Source organism: Leptospira neocaledonica (genome assembly GCF_002812205.1).
Taxonomy (GTDB): domain Bacteria; phylum Spirochaetota; class Leptospiria; order Leptospirales; family Leptospiraceae; genus Leptospira_B; species Leptospira_B neocaledonica.
The window spans coordinates 73488-90326 of the sequence record NZ_NPEA01000002.1; the positions used below are offsets into that span (position 1 = coordinate 73488).

16 protein-coding genes and 1 tRNA gene are annotated in these 16839 nt (G+C 39.2%); 10 read left to right on the forward strand and 7 right to left on the reverse strand.

The features are described 5' to 3' along the window. Positions 1 to 88: 88 nt before the first annotated feature. Both CH365_RS02735 and CH365_RS02740 read right to left on the reverse strand, forming a co-directional pair. Complete coding sequence (locus CH365_RS02735; RefSeq protein ID WP_100767457.1) at positions 89 to 2233, reverse strand: toprim domain-containing protein; 2145 nt, start codon at positions 2231 to 2233, stop codon at positions 89 to 91. Continuing rightward, on the reverse strand, positions 2230 to 3615 hold the full coding sequence (locus tag CH365_RS02740; RefSeq protein WP_100767084.1) for a DNA gyrase subunit A: 1386 nt from the start codon (positions 3613 to 3615) through the stop codon (positions 2230 to 2232). The genes CH365_RS02735 and CH365_RS02740 overlap by 4 nt, the downstream gene beginning before the upstream one ends. Before the next feature lie 299 nt (positions 3616 to 3914). Between CH365_RS02740 and CH365_RS02745 the strand changes: the two genes are divergently transcribed. The 9 genes from CH365_RS02745 to CH365_RS02785 all read left to right on the forward strand — a co-directional run bounded on the left by CH365_RS02745 (position 3915) and on the right by CH365_RS02785 (position 11989). Next, on the forward strand, positions 3915 to 4790 hold the full coding sequence (locus CH365_RS02745; protein WP_208861148.1) for an LIC_13346 family putative lipoprotein: 876 nt from the start codon (positions 3915 to 3917) through the stop codon (positions 4788 to 4790). Beyond that, a complete protein-coding gene (gene gltX / locus CH365_RS02750) occupies positions 4777 to 6339 on the forward strand; it encodes a glutamate--tRNA ligase (protein WP_100767086.1) in 1563 nt (520 codons plus the stop codon). Before CH365_RS02745 ends, gltX begins: the two co-directional genes overlap by 14 nt. Positions 6340 to 6417: 78 nt before the next feature. Then, positions 6418 to 6999, forward strand: coding sequence for an ATP-binding protein (locus tag CH365_RS02755; RefSeq protein ID WP_208861149.1), 582 nt, complete (start codon positions 6418 to 6420; stop codon positions 6997 to 6999). Positions 7000 to 7001: 2 nt separating this feature from the next. Then, entirely contained in the window at positions 7002 to 7841 is an 840-nt protein-coding gene (locus CH365_RS02760; RefSeq protein WP_100767088.1) for a DUF455 family protein, read from the forward strand. Positions 7842 to 7897: 56 nt separating this feature from the next. Continuing rightward, positions 7898 to 9040: an LIC13341 family surface-exposed protein gene (locus CH365_RS02765; RefSeq protein WP_100767089.1), complete on the forward strand. Its 1143-nt coding sequence runs from the start codon at positions 7898 to 7900 to the stop codon at positions 9038 to 9040. Positions 9041 to 9055: 15 nt separating this feature from the next. Next, the gene (locus CH365_RS02770; protein ID WP_100767090.1) at positions 9056 to 9718 is read left to right on the forward strand and encodes an FFLEELY motif protein; all 663 of its coding nucleotides are present in this window, start codon (positions 9056 to 9058) and stop codon (positions 9716 to 9718) included. Next, the gene (locus CH365_RS02775) at positions 9715 to 10443 is read left to right on the forward strand and encodes a flagellar motor protein MotB (protein ID WP_100767091.1); all 729 of its coding nucleotides are present in this window, start codon (positions 9715 to 9717) and stop codon (positions 10441 to 10443) included. Before CH365_RS02770 ends, CH365_RS02775 begins: the two co-directional genes overlap by 4 nt. Positions 10444 to 10446: 3 nt before the next feature. Next, the gene (locus tag CH365_RS02780) at positions 10447 to 10908 is read left to right on the forward strand and encodes an LA_2478/LA_2722/LA_4182 family protein (protein ID WP_100767092.1); all 462 of its coding nucleotides are present in this window, start codon (positions 10447 to 10449) and stop codon (positions 10906 to 10908) included. Positions 10909 to 10993: 85 nt separating this feature from the next. After that, entirely contained in the window at positions 10994 to 11989 is a 996-nt protein-coding gene (locus CH365_RS02785) for a M14 family zinc carboxypeptidase (RefSeq protein ID WP_100767093.1), read from the forward strand. 12 nt (positions 11990 to 12001) lie between these two features. Here the strand turns inward: CH365_RS02785 and CH365_RS02790 are convergent, their stop codons facing one another. Beyond that, positions 12002 to 12829, reverse strand: coding sequence for an RNA polymerase sigma factor (locus CH365_RS02790; protein WP_100767094.1), 828 nt, complete (start codon positions 12827 to 12829; stop codon positions 12002 to 12004). A gap of 1 nt (position 12830) precedes the next feature. Next, a complete protein-coding gene (locus CH365_RS02795) occupies positions 12831 to 13313 on the reverse strand; it encodes a nuclear transport factor 2 family protein (RefSeq protein ID WP_100767095.1) in 483 nt (160 codons plus the stop codon). A 343-nt stretch (positions 13314 to 13656) separates the two neighbouring features. Between CH365_RS02795 and CH365_RS02800 the strand changes: the two genes are divergently transcribed. Beyond that, on the forward strand, positions 13657 to 15255 hold the full coding sequence (locus tag CH365_RS02800; RefSeq protein ID WP_100767096.1) for a 7TM diverse intracellular signaling domain-containing protein: 1599 nt from the start codon (positions 13657 to 13659) through the stop codon (positions 15253 to 15255). Here the strand turns inward: CH365_RS02800 and CH365_RS02805 are convergent. The 3 genes from CH365_RS02805 to CH365_RS02815 all read right to left on the reverse strand — a co-directional run bounded on the left by CH365_RS02805 (position 15250) and on the right by CH365_RS02815 (position 16785). After that, complete coding sequence (locus CH365_RS02805; RefSeq protein ID WP_100767097.1) at positions 15250 to 16431, reverse strand: pyridoxal phosphate-dependent aminotransferase; 1182 nt, start codon at positions 16429 to 16431, stop codon at positions 15250 to 15252. The genes CH365_RS02800 and CH365_RS02805 overlap by 6 nt on opposite strands. Before the next feature lie 9 nt (positions 16432 to 16440). After that, on the reverse strand, positions 16441 to 16671 hold the full coding sequence (locus CH365_RS02810) for a DUF2905 domain-containing protein (protein WP_100767098.1): 231 nt from the start codon (positions 16669 to 16671) through the stop codon (positions 16441 to 16443). Between the two features lie 24 nt (positions 16672 to 16695). Beyond that, a tRNA-Ser gene (locus CH365_RS02815) sits at positions 16696 to 16785 on the reverse strand. Positions 16786 to 16839 lie beyond the last annotated feature (54 nt).

A 16839-nucleotide genomic window follows, 5' to 3' on the forward strand; every position in this document is an offset into this window, starting at 1 on the left:
CTTAACCCTTTAAAACGGAAAAACCCGAATATCATTCTATCTCTAAAATAATATCCGGGTTTTCTACAGAAAAGAAAATTATTATGTATCAGTCTTCGATTACACTCATTGCATATTCGGAGATTGCATCTCTTCTTTGTTCTGCAAAATCTTTGTGGAACCAAAGGTTCTGGATCTTAGAAGCTTCTTTCTTGTTTCCGATGGTGATCTTGGTCATACACTCATCTACTGCGAATTTCATTGCTTCTTTTCCTGTTTCTCCGAGTCCTTTGTTCCGTTTTTTGCGGACGATCTGTCCTCCGGATTTTTCCACCCGTTTGACTAGAGCATCGTAATCTTTATCATCGATACAGAACATGGTTTCGGTCTTTTTAGAATCTCCCATTTTTACATCCACCTCGTATAAAGGTGCACTGGAAATATGAATGAGACCTAACTCGAAAAGTTCAGGCCAGTACTCGTAAAAGAAAGAAAGCATGAGAGAACGGATTGCATACCCGTCAAAATCCGCATCAGTAATGATACTTACCTTATCATAATTCAATTCTTCGATGGATTTTACTTTTTGATCTAATGGGAGACCGAGTATCGCGACGATATTTTTTAACTCTTCGTTTGCGATTGCTTTCGCAAGAGAGACTCCCTTACAATTCATAGGCTTTCCTCTAAGAGGGAATAGGCCATGAAGTTTTGGATTTCTTGCAGGGCGAAGTCCTGCGATTGCGGAGTCCCCTTCTGCAACAAATAGTACCCGACCCGGATCATTTGGTTTTCCAGTCGGAGGCATGAGTTTAGGGATATTCATCTTACTTGCTTTTTTGAGTCCGCGTTGTGCGTCTTCGAAAGCTTTTAGCTGAGTACGTTTCTCCATCTGGAGTTTAACTTCTTCTAATAATCCGGTTTTTTTAATGAACTTATCTAAATGTTTGTCCACCGCATTACGGATGTCTTCGTTCAAGTCGTTAATCAAATAAGACTTGTCCTGGGACTTAAAACGAGGATTCAGAAGTCTCATGTTCACATACATGTGAAAGCAGTTCCTAACGTCGTTACGAGTACAGCTTGTTTTGAGTTTTTTCTCTAAGGAAACGATCTGGCTTTTTTTACGGACTTCGTCGCAAAGTCTGTTTTCCAGATACTCGATTGCAGAACCACCTTGTGGAGCAAAGATTGAGTTCACCCAAGTTAAGTTTTTATTCTGCCCGATCACAAGATAAGCTTCCAGATGCAATTGAGATCCTGCAGCCGGTGCATTATAATCCATTTTGTAGTAAGTCAGATCGGAATGAGAGAATATCTCATCTAAACCTTTTTTGAACTTATACTTTTCCTTCTTACCTTTATGAACAAACTGCACTTCCAATCCTGGATTGGTCATTGCGATGTCCTGCAGATACTGTTTCATCAGATCCACATTGAAGGAAGTATCTATATTATTAAAATATTTAGGATTTAGTTCGAATTCGACAGCAGTTCCGTGATCTTCCTTAGAAGCTTTTTCGATAGCTTCGATCATATTCGTTTTTTTGCAGATCGGAACTAACTTCTCGATTTGATCTTTTGTAAGAAGTGGGCAATCGTCAAATTTTCCGTGCTCGTCGAAGTATAAGAAAACTCTTTCAGTATCTTCTTTGGAAAGTTTATAAGAACGGATCTGCTTTTTTGCGTCTTCGTGAAGAGTGAATAGTTTTTTGAAAGTACTTCCGTCGTTGGTGGTTTTTACTTTAAAGTAAGAAGAAACCATTCTTACCAAAGAAATACCGACACCATTCTGGCCGGCCACATGGTCTTGTTTAACGTGGTCGTCGAAGTTCTCTCCGTACATCAAATGCAGATATACACCTTCCGCATTCTTTGCAGGGATACCTCTTCCGTTATCAGCTACTGTTACAGTTTTTTTGTCGGAAGAAAGTTGGATGATCAATTTGGACATCTTATCCTTTTCAGGAATAGCTTTGTCCTTTTGGTTCTTGCGGTATTCATCCACCGCGTTCATACAAGCTTCGTCCAAACATTTTAATTTGGCAGGAACATCTTCCAGTTCTTCGTGAACGATCTCATATAAATTGCCGCTGTTCTTACGGAAAAAATGCTGCTCGAATGTGGAAGCAGAGTTTTGCCCTAACCACATTCCGGTCCTCATCCTTACGTGTTCTACGTTGGAGAGTTTTTTGAAGTTCCGTTCCCCTCCGGTCGCGGGCTTCTTTTCGGTTTTGGTTTTAGCAGTGCTCATTCCTTGTCCCATTTATCCTTCAGCTCGGCTAATTCACCGATCATGAATTCTGTTAATTTTTTATCTTCTTTCACAAGCCCTTGGTATCTGGATAGGGCGGTTTTTGCCTCTACGATGGCTTCTTCACATTTGCGGACTTCATCCAAAGTCATTCTATAGATTGGAATGGAGGCCAACCATTCGTAGTATTTGAATTTTGCTTTTTGAAGTTTATCTTCGAAATCCTTTTTGGATTTGATCCCGATCACTTTTTCGTTCCATTTTTCTTTGATGAAACGGATCAACTCGGAGTTTCTTTCGATCTTCTCTTCTTCCAAACCTGCCAAACGTTTGAATCTGCGGATCAAGTGAGTCTTTCTAAAATCGCAGAAACGTTTGATGATTTCTTCCGGTCCGAAGTTTTTCAGGCGACCGTCGTAAGTAATTACGTTATTCGCTAGAGTTTGGGTATCTTCTTTGGAGAATAATGCCGAAATTTCCTTGGCAGTCGGCTTCTCTCCCTTTTTATAATTCAACTCTATCCGGAAAGTTTGGCTGGAATGATCCACGTAGTCTTTCAACCAGCCTTCTTTTTTTTCTAAGATATCATCCAGAAGATTGATCACCTTCTCTCTATTCCAATTCATTGGAGAATCGGTAAGATATAAAGTATCTCCTTCCCAAGTGAATGCGAAGGTGGTAGTCATGGTAGTGTTACCGGCTTCGGTCTTCGCCATTTTCACTTCACCTTTATAATCTTTGTACCAAGGTTTTAAAGGCAGAGGCTTTTTGGTTTTGAGATAATTAACTTGTGAGTTGATAATTGCGGAAAGTTTGTGTCCCGGAATAAAACAACGGAAACCGGTTGCGATTCCCATAATATTATTTAGAAGAACTATTGGAACTTTTCCTACGAAGTGAATCGGCTCGTCTTCGGTCTCATCGTAATTCTTAACGTAATCTATATCCGGTAAACTTTCGAAAAATCCTAGATCTTTTACGAAATCGGAAAGTTTGACCTCGGTGTATCGGGGGGAAGCGATTGCACTCGGATCCAAAACGTCTCCGAAAGTACCTTCTCCCGAAACTAATGGATGATTATTTGCGAACGTAAAGTCCTGAGCCATCTGAGAAAGAGCATCTTGGATGGATCTATCTCCGTGTGGGTGATATCCCATCGCAAGTCCCGCTACTTTTACAGTCTTAGTGTAACGGTTACGTGCGTCAGAATTCCACATTGCCCAAAGAATTCTTCTCTGGACCGGCTTTAAACCGTCGATTTCGTGAGGAATTGCCCGAGAATCGCAGACATATCGAGAATATTTTCTCTGATCGTCGTTAACTTGGTCCTCAAACGGTATTTTAGGGAAGTTTTCTTTACCTGATTTATTGGAATCTTTCATAGGACTTTTATAGCCAAAGGATTTTAGGACGGTTTTACTGTCAACCTTTTAACGTACTACCTGAATTCGTACATACTTTTTAGGAAGAAATCGACTCAAGTTGCAGTAATTCTTACTTTCTCGTTGGGAAACACCGATAAGGAAAGAAAATTTCCCGGTTTTTCCTTGAAGATTCGGACGAAAACGGAAAGTTTTTCAAGAAATCCTCTTTTTCCGGCTGTATTCTTTTGGAACCGAAGTCTCGATCTTACCTCAGAGCAATATTCACTTCACTAGGCCTGACCTATTTATTTTTTCTAATGTCCTGTTCTCTTTTGACGCAATGGACGGAAGAAAAACCTTTAGTTTCTGATCTTCCCAGTATTCGGATCTATTCTAATATTAGTTCGATCTCTGCAAGTTCTGAATCTTTTCGAAACCAACCTGGCCATCTCAGATATTTAATATTACTGACCCAAGCTTCTAAGGAAAAAATTTGGACAGGAGAAGTTGATTTCTGGGAAACAAAAGAAGATTTTCACGCTTCCCTGCCTAAAGGGATCGTTTTTCCTAAATTAAGTTTTAAGGCATCTATATTTTCCGGTTCTGCCAGATTAGAAGACGGAGAATCTTCTAATCCTAAACAAGTTTCCTTTCATCCTCAAGGTGTTCTATCTTGGAATTGGGAAGGAGAAAATTTCAGATCCGGGATACAAACTTCTTCTAAACAACTGAATGTTTCCGATTGGGGGATTTTATATAATTTTTCCCAATCAGGAATTGTATGGGTCGCCAAAGAATATAGAAGTTTAGGTAAGAATGTCGAACTGAACTGGGAGAATGTTCGCAATAGCCGGACTACTTTGACTACTGATTATACGAGTCCAAGTGGCAGGAGTTTTCCATACGCGGACTACGATTATAAGAACCAGATATTCCAATACGTAAATTTGGTAGAAGGTAGACTTCCAGTTTGGACTTTCAGAGAAGAAGGTGAATTACGCTTAGCCTGGGGAATTCTTCCCGAAGATCTATTATCTTCGAAGAATGTAGCCCAATGGAAACAAAAAAGAAAAGAAGAATTAGTCTCTATGCATTTTTATGATGCTACGAATAATATTCCGTTTACTGCCTCGGCCGATTTGAAGAACTATCCAATCATCCTCTTAAAAGATTACGACAATGCCAGAAAATAAGGAAGTTAGAACCAGGTTCGCACCGTCACCTACCGGGTTCCTTCATGTGGGCGGAGCTAGAACCGCCTTATTCAATTATCTATACGCCAAAGCCCAAGGCGGAAAATTTTTATTAAGGGTAGAAGATACGGATCAAGCCAGATCCACCGAAGAATCTTTTAAAACCATCCTTGAATCCCTAAAATGGTTGGGGATTGAATGGGACGAAGGTCCTCATGTAGGGGGCCCTTACGGTCCTTATGTACAATCCGAAAGAATCTCTATCTATAAAGAATATACTGAAAAGTTGATCTCCGAGGGAAAAGCCTACCGCTGTTTCTGTACCCAAGAAGAATTAGAGGCAAAGAAAAAACAAGCAGAGGCAATGGGAGTTCCATACGTTTACGATGGACTTCATGCCAATATGAGCGAAGCAGAAGTTCAGGAAAAATTGAAAGCAGGAACTCCTTATTCTGTTCGTTTCAAAACTCCTTCTAAAACTCTGATCTTCGACGATATTATTCAAGGAAAAGTGAAGTTCGAAACAAAACTGATCGGGGACTTCATTATCGTAAAATCCGACGGTTTCCCTTCTTATAACTACGCTGTGGTTGTGGATGACGGGCTCATGAAAATTTCTCATGTGATCCGTGGAGTGGGTCACCTTTCTAATACACCTCGCCAGATCCTTATTTATGAAGCTCTAGGTTTTCCAGTTCCTGAGTTTGCTCACGCTTCCGAAATCGTCGGAATGGACGGTAAAAAATTGTCCAAACGTGCAGGAGCTACTTCTATATTAGCATTCCGTGATTTAGGTTATCTTCCTGAGACATTCTTGAATTATATGGCTCTGTTAGGTTGGACTTCTCCCGATGGCCAGGAATATCTACCTGGAGACATTCTTCCTAAAACCTTCGACGTGCATCGTTGTTCCAAGTCACCTTCTACTTTTGACGTATTCAGAAAACCGAAGGGTGGAGATGAGGAGGTTGCGACTAACTTCTCTAGCCTGGATCAGATTGCAGACGCGATGAACCCCAAGTCCAAATTGAATTGGCTTTCTAACAAATATATCAGAGAACTTCCGATCCAAAAAGTGGCGGAGAGTCTGGTTCCATTCTTAGAAAACAGAACGGATATTCCTGCGGAATATAGAGACCCTAAAAACAAAGAATTACATTCTCTAGTCGATAGCGTTAGAGTGTATCTGGACAATTTGCGCCAAGCTCCTGATTATATTGCAGAATTTTTTGTATCCGACCTAAAAGTCGAGGATGGAGAAGCGAAAGAAATTCTTTCCCAAGAATTTTCTCCGAATATTGTCTCAACATTTTACGAATTATTAAAAAAGTCGGACCCTAAAACCGATGAGGATTATAAGGCTTTGATGACCCAAGTGGGGGAACAGACCGGGCAAAAGGGAAAAACTCTCTTTATGCCGATCCGGGTCTCTGCTACAGGAAAAGCTCATGGACTCGAGTTACCTATTCTATTCCCCCTCTTAGGGAAGGAAAAGCTACTCAAACGAATAGAGAAAATCTCGGTACAGGTAGGAATTTCCTTACCTTAGGATTTTTTCGGGGGTTTTTTGTTGCAAAACCCCCCTTTCGGTCTGTATTAATATACTAGGGGACTTCTCAGACAAGAAATGAGGGATACGGCCGATTCACTTTTGGTTAAACATCATTCGGGTTCGTACGTTATGTTCCTGCCTCCTGATTTAGCCAGCATTCGGGAGTTCAGAAGAGCTCTTCGCCAATCTTTAGAAGAGAATACATTCATCTCCAAAGATATCCAGCAGATCGAGTTAGCTGCGGATGAGGCTCTCACCAATTCTATTTCCGCAAATTATAATTCCAGTTCCGAAGAAACTATCATCTGCAGATGGATCGTCGATAATTCCAAATTCACTTTATGGATCGTGGATTACGGTGCCGGTCTGAAAAAAGAAAAGATAGAAGAGCAGGTGACAGAAGCCAAACCTTCTTCCCTCCAAGAATTTTTAAAAAAAGTAAAAACCTACCAAGAAGGTAAATGTGAGGTACTTCCGAATAGAGGAAAGCTTACCCAACATAGAAACCTGGGCAAAGGTTTACTCATCATGCAATCCTTAATGGACTCGGTAAAGATCATGTATCATTGTAAAGAAGGAAGAATTTCCTCGGACCCTACTGATTCCAGTATCAGAGGGTCCATTATCGAGTTAGCATTCGATTCTAAAAAACACTGACCTTGACTTTAAACGAATACGCGCAATTTCTCTTAAGTTCTCCTAATCTAAAAGATAAGTTATATTCTCCGGAAAAAATGCCGGAAGATATTATTTGGCCGGATTTTGTTCCTAAAGACAGACCGGAAAGATCTTCTAAAATATCTTTCTCAGATAAAAAATCAAAAATGCCCCGAGTGGAACATTTGAATTCCGAGGAGAATCGAATACTTTCTCTCCATCATTTTGCAAATCATGAGTTGATGGCAGTGGAGATATTTGCGTGGGCTATATTGAAATTTCAGAATGCTCCTTCTTCTGTTCGTAAAAGTTTGTACAAGACGATTCTGGAAGAACAGAAACATCTCAAACTTTATTTGGACTCTATCCGAGAATGGGGAATGGATTTGGGAGATCGTCCGCTCAATTATATTTTCTGGAAACAAATCCCTAATATGCAGACGTTGCAGAAATTTTTTGCGATCATGGCTCTTTCTTTCGAAGGTGCCAATTTGGATTTTTCTATGATCTACCAAAAGGCATTCGAAAAATTTGGAGACCAAAAACGAGCGGATATTATGCAGATCGTTCAAGATGATGAGATCCGCCATGTAAAAAGAGGAGCAAAGGTAGTATTCTCAGACGGCGTTTTACAAGGCCAACAATGGGAGAAGTACCTGGAATATTTGACTCATCCATTCACTCCCAGAAGAGCAAAGGGATTTTTATATTTCCCGGAGCTTAGGACCAAGGCTGGATTATCAATCGAATTTGCAGAGGCTTTAGGAGCTTATACGGACGAATACGATGGTACTACAAATGCTAGGATCGTAAAAAATGTGTTCGGTATGGGGACTACTTAGGGCCTAGGAAATCGATAGACATCTGCTTTTCTCGGAAAGAAGCTGTAGTACAGAATATGTTTCGTTTTGTTTCTTTTGTCAGGATATTGATCCTTTTTTCAGTATTCATTCTTCTCATCGCTTGTAATTCAAAAACACCGTCCGATTCCAAAATTATCTCCTTAACCATTCCTGAGGCTGAAGAAAAAAGCCCTGACGTGGTTCTCAAAAAGCTTGGAAACTTGGATGAGGATCCCGACCTGGAAACTTTCGCTTTAGTCCGAAATGGGACCGAGGAAATACTCGCAGTTTTTAAAAAACAAAACGGAGAATGGACTCTCAAATCCAAGATAGGTTTTAATCTTCTTAATATTGGACCTTTTGTTCACGATTCTAAGTCTTCGTCTTGGAAAGTCGGAGAAGATGAGAATACAAAAGAGTCCGGCTATGTAGTTAAAAGAATTCTAATGGAAGAACTTCCTGGGGATTCTTTCAATTCTCTCTTTTTAGAAGTTTTAAGTGAAGAACCTCCTTTAGGTCTTTTTTCAGTTCCATATGTGATCCGTAAGGGGGAGAAAATTTTAGACGGACTTGCTTCTTTAAAAGATCACCAGTTTTTGGCAAAATCAAAACGGATCGATTTCTCTTATAATAAAGAAGAAAAGAACCTCACCATTTTTCCGAATAATAGAACTTACGCACAAAATTTTAACTTCAATGGATGGGAATTGGTACCTGACGTTTCGAATGTGGCTGCTCCAGGTTTATTAAGTATAGAAGCTCCTTCCGAATGGAAAAAGGGCACCGCCTCCGAAGTGGTAATTTGGTTTAAGAACAGAGGATCATATTCAGGTACTACATATATCACTCTTTCATTTCCCCAAGGCGGAAAGGTAGAGGTGGATTCCGGTAAAGAAGGGTTGAAATATTATTCTCCAGGATCTTCTGTATATTCTTTCGAAAAAAAATATATAAACTCCAAGGTTCCTCTATTAGAAATTACGAAAGAAGGTTGGGCGAGAAATCATAAATACGGAGTTCGTTTCAAATATACTCCGGAAGTGGACGGTATTCCAAATCTACTAGTGCGTTCCAGTTCCAAATCTTATAGAGAGACGATCAATCTTCCTACGGATTTTAGTTCCGTAAAAACCGAAGTGGACCAACAAGGTTTCAAAAGTTATCCTCTACCTTTGGTTTCAAGAGGAAAGTCCAAATAATAACCGGATAATATCGTGAGTAGTTTCGAAGAACATAAACTTAAACATGCCAAAGTAGAGATCGTTCGGGCTCAAGTGGAAAGATTCCGTAAATTTTATGCGGATTATTTTCATTTAGAAGAAACCATCTCTATGGTGGAATATTTTTTCGAAACCATTTACAATCTGGATGGTAAAGAAGCTTGGATGCATCTCGCTTTGGACACATACCAAAAAGTAAAAGGTATGATGAAGGAAACCACCAGAGCGAATCTAGAAACTCTAATAGAGTTAAACAATCTTACGGATCATCTAGATTCTGAAATGGCACAATTGCTTATTCAAAGAGATTGGGACGGCAAAAAGCTTACCAGAGAAGAATACGATGATCTGTATAAATCATATGGTCATAAAAAAGAAAGAGAAAAGCAGTTAGAGATCGTTCTTCATAATCTTAGGACATTTTATGAATTAGCGCATAAACCTATCTCAGCGTATCTGATCCGACCTGCCAGGTTTATGGCATCTTTGTTAGGAGTTTCTCTCTTATTCGATTCGGTAGAGAAGGCATACAACGCAGTTTTACCAGTATCCCCCGAAATTTTTGTTTCTTTTATCGAGCAAGTGGAGAGAAGAGAGTCGGAATATCTAGAGTCTGCTTTCTTAAACGGAAAGCAACCTAAGGAGCCGCCTGCTTGAACGGAAGATCACGTTTTTCCAGATACAGAAAGCCTGTCGAGGCCGGAGATGAAAACCGGGACAGATGGCTTTTGACGTATGCGGATATGATCACCCTTCTTCTTGGATTATTTATCATTTTATATTCTATTTCTCAAGTAGATCAAAACAAATTGAAACAAGTTGCCGACTTGGTTCGAGGTGGATTCGGTTTAGGAGAATCCTTTTTTGAAGGTTCTAATATCACATTAGAAGAGGATCCTTTATTACAGCCAAGGACCCAAATGTATCGCTTCTGGGAAAGGATCTCTTACGCATTAAAGAAGCTGAAAGAGAAAACTAAATTATTCATCGGTATCAACGAAACAGAAGAGATCCGGATCCAAGTATTCGCTCCATCCTTGGGCGAAGGTGAATTTCATCCTGATGAGGATACAGACTTCACATTTAAAAAAGTAGCAGAAGTTGCACAAGGAATGGATGTGGATATCACTTTAAGAGTCCAAGTCCCTTATGCGGAACAAGCAGGTCAAGGTTTCAGAAATACTTGGGAATACAATGCACATCGTGCAAGTTTGATCGCAGAAACCTTAGCGGAAAAATATGGTATCTCCAGAGAAAGACTTTCAGTCCAAGCATATCATGGATTTAGAAAGTTAGGGCCGGAAGAAGGTCCTAGCCCGGAAGTAAAAGCTTCCCAAGAAAGAATAGAAATCATCATTCGTAAACGAGGTAAGGAAGAATAAGGAATGGTCTCTAAAATAAATAAAACTGTAATTCCTTTCGGACTGGTCCTCATATTGATGGGGACATTCTTCTCAGTCGGTTGTTCTAAAAAGAAAAAAGCTCCAGCAGCGGTGGAATCCGTTTGGAAAGCGGACCAAGACGGAGTAGAGAATTCCAATGGATTCGCTTGGGTTTCCAAGTACTGTGAGAAGGTCAGACAATGTGCGGATCCTGATATGAAAACCTTGAATCCGGACTCGGAAGCCATTCTGGAAAAAAGATTAAGAAAGGATTTTTGTTTAGAAAAATTTAAAGAATCCAAAGTGTATACTTTAGCTATGCAAGAACCTAAATTGGTTATAAGTAGGACCATTTCCTGTTTGAAAACAGCAACCGAAGCAGATTGCCAATTGATCAAAAAAGGAGTTTCTGAACTTTCGGAAGATTGTAAATGGTTACAAACTTTGCAAAACTCTAAAGAATAAAAATATAAAGGTCTGATAAAAGACCCGGGTTTTAAAAACCCAACCGTGGACTAAAGATACGATCTGAAATTTTCGGAGGCGAACCTTGCTCAGAGGTATCAAAAGACTGAATCGATACGAGAAAAGATTGCTCAGAATCGCAAAACTCGGCGGCAAACTTGTAAAAATCAACCAAGCAGGTTTTTCCAGGAGGACCGACGAGGGTTTTCGTTTTCCGATCTATAGTTTGGAAATAGGAACCAAAGAAGGTCTAGAAAAACATCCCGTTGGAATTACTGCGGGTGTTCATGGATTGGAAACCATAGGAATCCAGATCCTAATCGATTTTTTGGAATATATCATTAACCCAAAATCTACTGGTTTTCTTCCTGAATTAAAAAAAGGTAAATTAGGATTGGTAGTTATTCCAATTGTGAATCCTGGAGGGGTTGCCGCAAAGACTAGGGCAAATCCTGGTGGAGTGGATCTGATGAGAAACTCGGGAATAGACGCGGAGAAACCTCTGCCTTTTTTCGGAGGTCAAAAGTTCTCTAACAAACTTCCTTATTTCAGGGGACATGGATTAGAGCCGGAGTCTCGGACACTTTCTAGAACCGTCTTCGAAAAATTCTTCCATGTAAAAGATTCTATCCTGCCCGTTTTGGATCTGCACTCAGGTTTCGGAACGGTGGATAATGTTTGGTGGCCATATGCTTATACTCATAGGCCTTGTTCCGATACTTCTTTGTATGAAAAGATTGCATCTCATTTTAAAGATCATTGTGGTCATATCAATTTTGCGTATGGTCCTCAGAGCGCGAGTTATACCACTCATGGAGATCTTTGGGATAAATTTTACGATCATTACCTAGAGTTGTATTCGGAACAAGAAAGTTGGAGTTCTAAATTTCTTCCTCTGACGTTAGAAGTGGGTACTTGGTCTGATATCAAAGAAGAACCTATGAAGTTATTTTCTAAAAAAGGAATCTTCAGACCTGCCGAACATAATAAGAGTGAAGTATTGACCAGATACAGGGGTTTTTTAAGGGACTTTGTACGTTTAGGTCTTACGAAGCCGAAAGATTGGACGGAAGCTCAGTAGTTCTATATTTTTTTAAGGAATTGAAGAAGGTCCTAACTTTTCTAAAATATCCTTGGGAGTTTCGTAAATTCCTTGGCTCTTATAAATCCAGGCAAGTCGATCCAACTCTTTTAAATGTTCTAATACTTTAGAATCTTCTAAATTAGGACTTTTCTTTTTTAACTTTTTCAATTCCGTAAAAAAGGAAACATTGTCTCTGTTTCGATTTAAAAGATGTCCGGACAATCCAATACAAGGACATGCTTTGTTATTATCGATCCACATTCCGCATTCTTTGGACAAAAATTCGGACAGTTTCTTTTTGGAACGGGAAAGTTTTTGGCGAAAGTTTTCGGAACTGATATTTAAAATTTCGGCTCCTTCTTCGCTATTCATACCATAAACCGAGGATAGAACGAATACTATCCTATCTGCGGAATTTAATTTTAATAAAACTGCATGTACACAACCGAATCGGATCTCTTCTTCCAGGATCTTATCCTCTACCTGATCTTCTAAAGAGATCGAGTTCGGTTTAGATAAATACTCTTGGCGTATTCTACTCAAATATACGATATTCTTAGGTCTTTTAATAGTGAGAAGGTGATTGCTTGCGATAGAATATACCCAAGTAGTAAATTTACTCTCAAATCTAAATCCGGAAAGTTTATTAGAAATTTTGAGTAAGATCTCTTGCGTTGCATCTTCCGCTTCTTGAGGATCCCATAACATTCTTAAGGAAAGATTAAAAATATAATCCTGGATCTTTTCCAAAAGAATTTCCATCGCCCTAGGTCTTCCCTCTAGAGCGATTCGGATTGTATCCGTAAACTCGTCTTGTATCGTTACGGATTTTTCCATTCTAAGCTGTTATCCCTTTTTTCTTAAGATAATGTTCCAAATTTCTGGCGGCTTCTGATCTAACCTTTCCTTGGACTAAAGGTGACCATCCCAAAAGAACTCCAGGAGTGCCTAAAGCCATTCTGGTCCATTTCCAGAGAGGAAATCTATCCTTTTGTTTGACTACTTTTCCGTTTTTAAATTGGAATTCGGATCGGATATGGTTTTGGACCTTTCTTCCTGTTTTTGAGAATAGATAAGTAGCTACCCAGTATGCGGTTCCTGTTTCGGCGCTAGCATTTGCCTCTACCAATTCTATCGACGCGTTTGGGTCCATTCTTTCTAAAAGCATGGACCACATTCCTGGCACTGCTCCACCCTTTAATTTAGGAAATACCGGATCTGAAAACTCAGCGTCTTGTGAATAGAAGTCTGCTATACTTGCAGAATTTCTAGAACCAAAACTTTTATAAAAATCTCTGATTTTGGCTTCGTTTGGATGCATATTAATATCCTTTTTTGATTTCGCATATTAGGATCGAATTAACGGATTGTGTGTGACTGGATTTCGGAAGAATTTTTGCAAAAGGATAAAAAAAGGCCCGCTAGAAGCGGGCCTGAAAATTATTCGGACAAGCGGATTAAACTCGTCCGAGGCAAGGCGAATAGAAAACGCCATCTTGGCGTTGATGTAAACTCCAGTTAACGTATATGAGTTAAGTAATAACTCTTACTGGAGAGTAACATTTAGATAATATACTATATATAATCTAAAATCGTTCGGAATTATATACATGAACGTTTTTTGTTTGCAGCGAATCGAATTACAAAAAATGGTTTTTTAACGCATGATCCGAATTTCGTTTTTCTTTCTCGTTCTTATTTCGAGCTTCGGTTCCATCTTCGCGAAAGAACTTCCGTTCATTCTTGAAACAAACGAACATAATAAAAACATTACACCCGAACTTTACCTTTGGGAAAAAACCGATACTGAAAGTATTCCTCCTCCTTCGAATAAAAACGACGGCTGGAAAAAAATTAGATCAAACGCCTTAAATTTCAATTTTTCCAAAAGATCGTATTGGTTAAAATTCAGAATTCGATTTCGAGAAGAAATTCGTGAAAATCTTTACTTCGTAATTAGATGGAAGGCGCATGATTTAGCTGAATTATATACCCCAAATGGGGTAACCCCATTGCAAAGAGTAGGGGATACATTATCAAAAAGTGATTGGCCTGTAAAAAATGTTCTCTATCCAACATTACTTTTGCAAGGAGAGCCTGGAGAAGAAAAAGAATTTATCGTTCGGATCAAATCCGAATCCATCATGTCATTTCCGATCGATATAATGGATGAAGCAGGTGTCCGAGCTAATCTCGCGATTGAAACAGGAGTATTTTCACTTTCTGCCTGCTTGTACGGGATGCTTATCCTAGTCGCTTTATTATATTATAGAGCAACCGAACATAAGGAATTTCTACTATATACCTGCTATGCTTTCTGTATGGGAGCATCTTACGATGTAAATTATGGAAATGCGATAGAGCTTTTTTGGGAAGATTCACCTCTTTGGGCCGAAAAAGTAAATTATTTTTTCTTTAATGTGGGAGGGCTCTTCGGGTTTCAATTTATCCGAAAATTTTTGGAAACGGAAACGTTTTTGCCTTGGGTGGATCGAATCTTATTCTTTTTCGCGGTAGTTCTTGGCCTTACACTTCCACTCATTTTTATGATGGATACAATAGCGTATCTGACCCTGATCAACGAGATCATATACTCCATTTCTATACCGATGATACTGATTTCCGGGATCTATCTGAGAGGACGGGGAAATCGCAAATTAAACCTGTTTTTGGTCTCCTGGGGAATGTATATGACCTTAGGGTATATTAGTATTTTTTACTATATGGGATTTTTGGAATACGGCTTTTTTACCGTATATTCGGTGCCTTTGTTCTTCCCGGCGGACCTTCTTATTCTTCTTTATAATATTATTCAAAAATACTCCCAGAATCTGGAGGAGAAGAATAGTCTTCTCGAAACATTGAGAGGTTTTATAAATAAACCTAGATATGCTCGTTCAAAGATCTCAGGTCTAGACGTGGATGAATCTTTAAATGCTCTCGAAACTTTGATGAACACGGAGAAATTGTTTGCAGAGGAAGAAGTTACCATCCAAATGCTGGCTTCTAAGATCGGTCTCAGTACTCACCAATTATCTGAACTTCTAAATTCTAGGCTCGGAATGGGCTTCGCGGCTTATTTGAATTCTAAAAGGATAGAAGAAGCGAAACTCCTTCTGAAAAACGATACCGAAGATAATATTCTGAATATTGCATTTGCAGTAGGTTTCGGCTCTAAAACGTCTTTTAATGTGGAGTTTAAGAAGGCGACCGGGCTAACTCCAAAACAATACAAAAGTTTCGTTCAGAAAGTCATTTCATAAGAACGTTGAGATTTTTTCCAGTCCTGACTGGAATAATTCAGTTTCAGAAATTAAACTGATCACTATACTTCCTGAATCTTCTTCGAATCCGAATATGGATCCGGGGTGAACTAGCACTTTCTCTTTTTCTAATAATCTAAAAGAGAATTCCTTGTCATTTAAGAAAGATTCAGACCGTAATACTGCGTACCATCCTCCTTTGGGAGAAGTGTATCCAATCCCCGTATGAGAAGAATGAAAATTTTCCAGAATCTGAAGATTTCTACGGATTCTTCTGAGTATCTGGCTTTGGATCATATTTCTCCATTGGAATAACTCAGGAAGAGCAAGTTGGATTGGAGTTCCTACAGAAAGGTATGTATCCGAAATGATTTCTAATCGTTCTTTACATTCTTTTTTCCAGTTTGTAGGACCTCCAACATGGATCCACGAAAGTTTCATCTGAGGAAGCGCGAGTATCTTTGAGATTCCGTTTACTACAAAAATGGGAAAATCGGTATGAAAGAAATCAAATTGGTTCTGATTTTCTTCGTGTAAATAATCTGAAAAGACTTCATCTAAAATCAAGGTTATCTTTTTGGTTTTAGAAATGACTTTCAGTTTTTCGAATTCTTCGGAAGTAAGAAGACTTCCAGTCGGATTATTAGGAGAAACTAAAAATAGGATTTTAGTCTTGTTTGTGATTTTAGATCCTAAGTCTTCAAAATCTATTTTCCAACTGTCGTTCTGATCCAGCTTATATGAATTAAATTCTACTCCATCCAGCAACGACAAAAATTCAAAGAGCGGGTACCCGGGAGAAGGGATGAGAACTTCTTCGCCCGGATTACATAATAATTTTATTAAATAAGAATATGCTTCGGAAGAGGAAGAAGTTAAGAATAGGTCCTCTTCCGAAATATTATAACCTTTTTCTTTATAATAGCCTACGATGGATTTTCGAGCATTTAACATTCCTTTTGGATTTGGATCATATTCCATACTTTCGGGCTTTTCTATAGAATGTAATATGGCTTCTCTTGGATAAACTAAGCCAACTTTTGTAGGATTAGAAACAGTTAGGTCGATCCAATCCTGTTCCGATCTTTTAAAAGATTCCAGGAGAGAATATAGATCATTCTCTCCTGGAATAAACTCGAATCTATCGCTAAAACGAGGAGTGTTTTCCGAATTCATACGTTTTTCTTAATGTATAAATCTGTTCCAGAGATACAGAAGAAGGGAAAGTCCAATGCTGATCAGAATAGAAGTTGCGAAAGGAAAATAGAATCTGAAATTTTCTCTTTCGATCTTGAAATCCCCGGGTAAATTTCCGAGAGAAGAGATAAATGGAAGTTTGGAGCCGAAAACGATTATGGCTCCGATAATCAGGAAGAATGCTCCGATCCAAAGAAATGTTTTACCTAGCGGTTCCATATTAGGTCCACTGGAAACAAGAACTGGCGGAGAGGGGGGGATTCGAACCCCCGGTAGGTGTTACCCTACGCTTGCTTTCCAAGCAAGTACCATAAACCGCTCGGACACCTCTCCGGTTCTTGGTTGCGATTACGATGTTTTTCCAAGTAGCGGTCCGGTCAAGGAGAT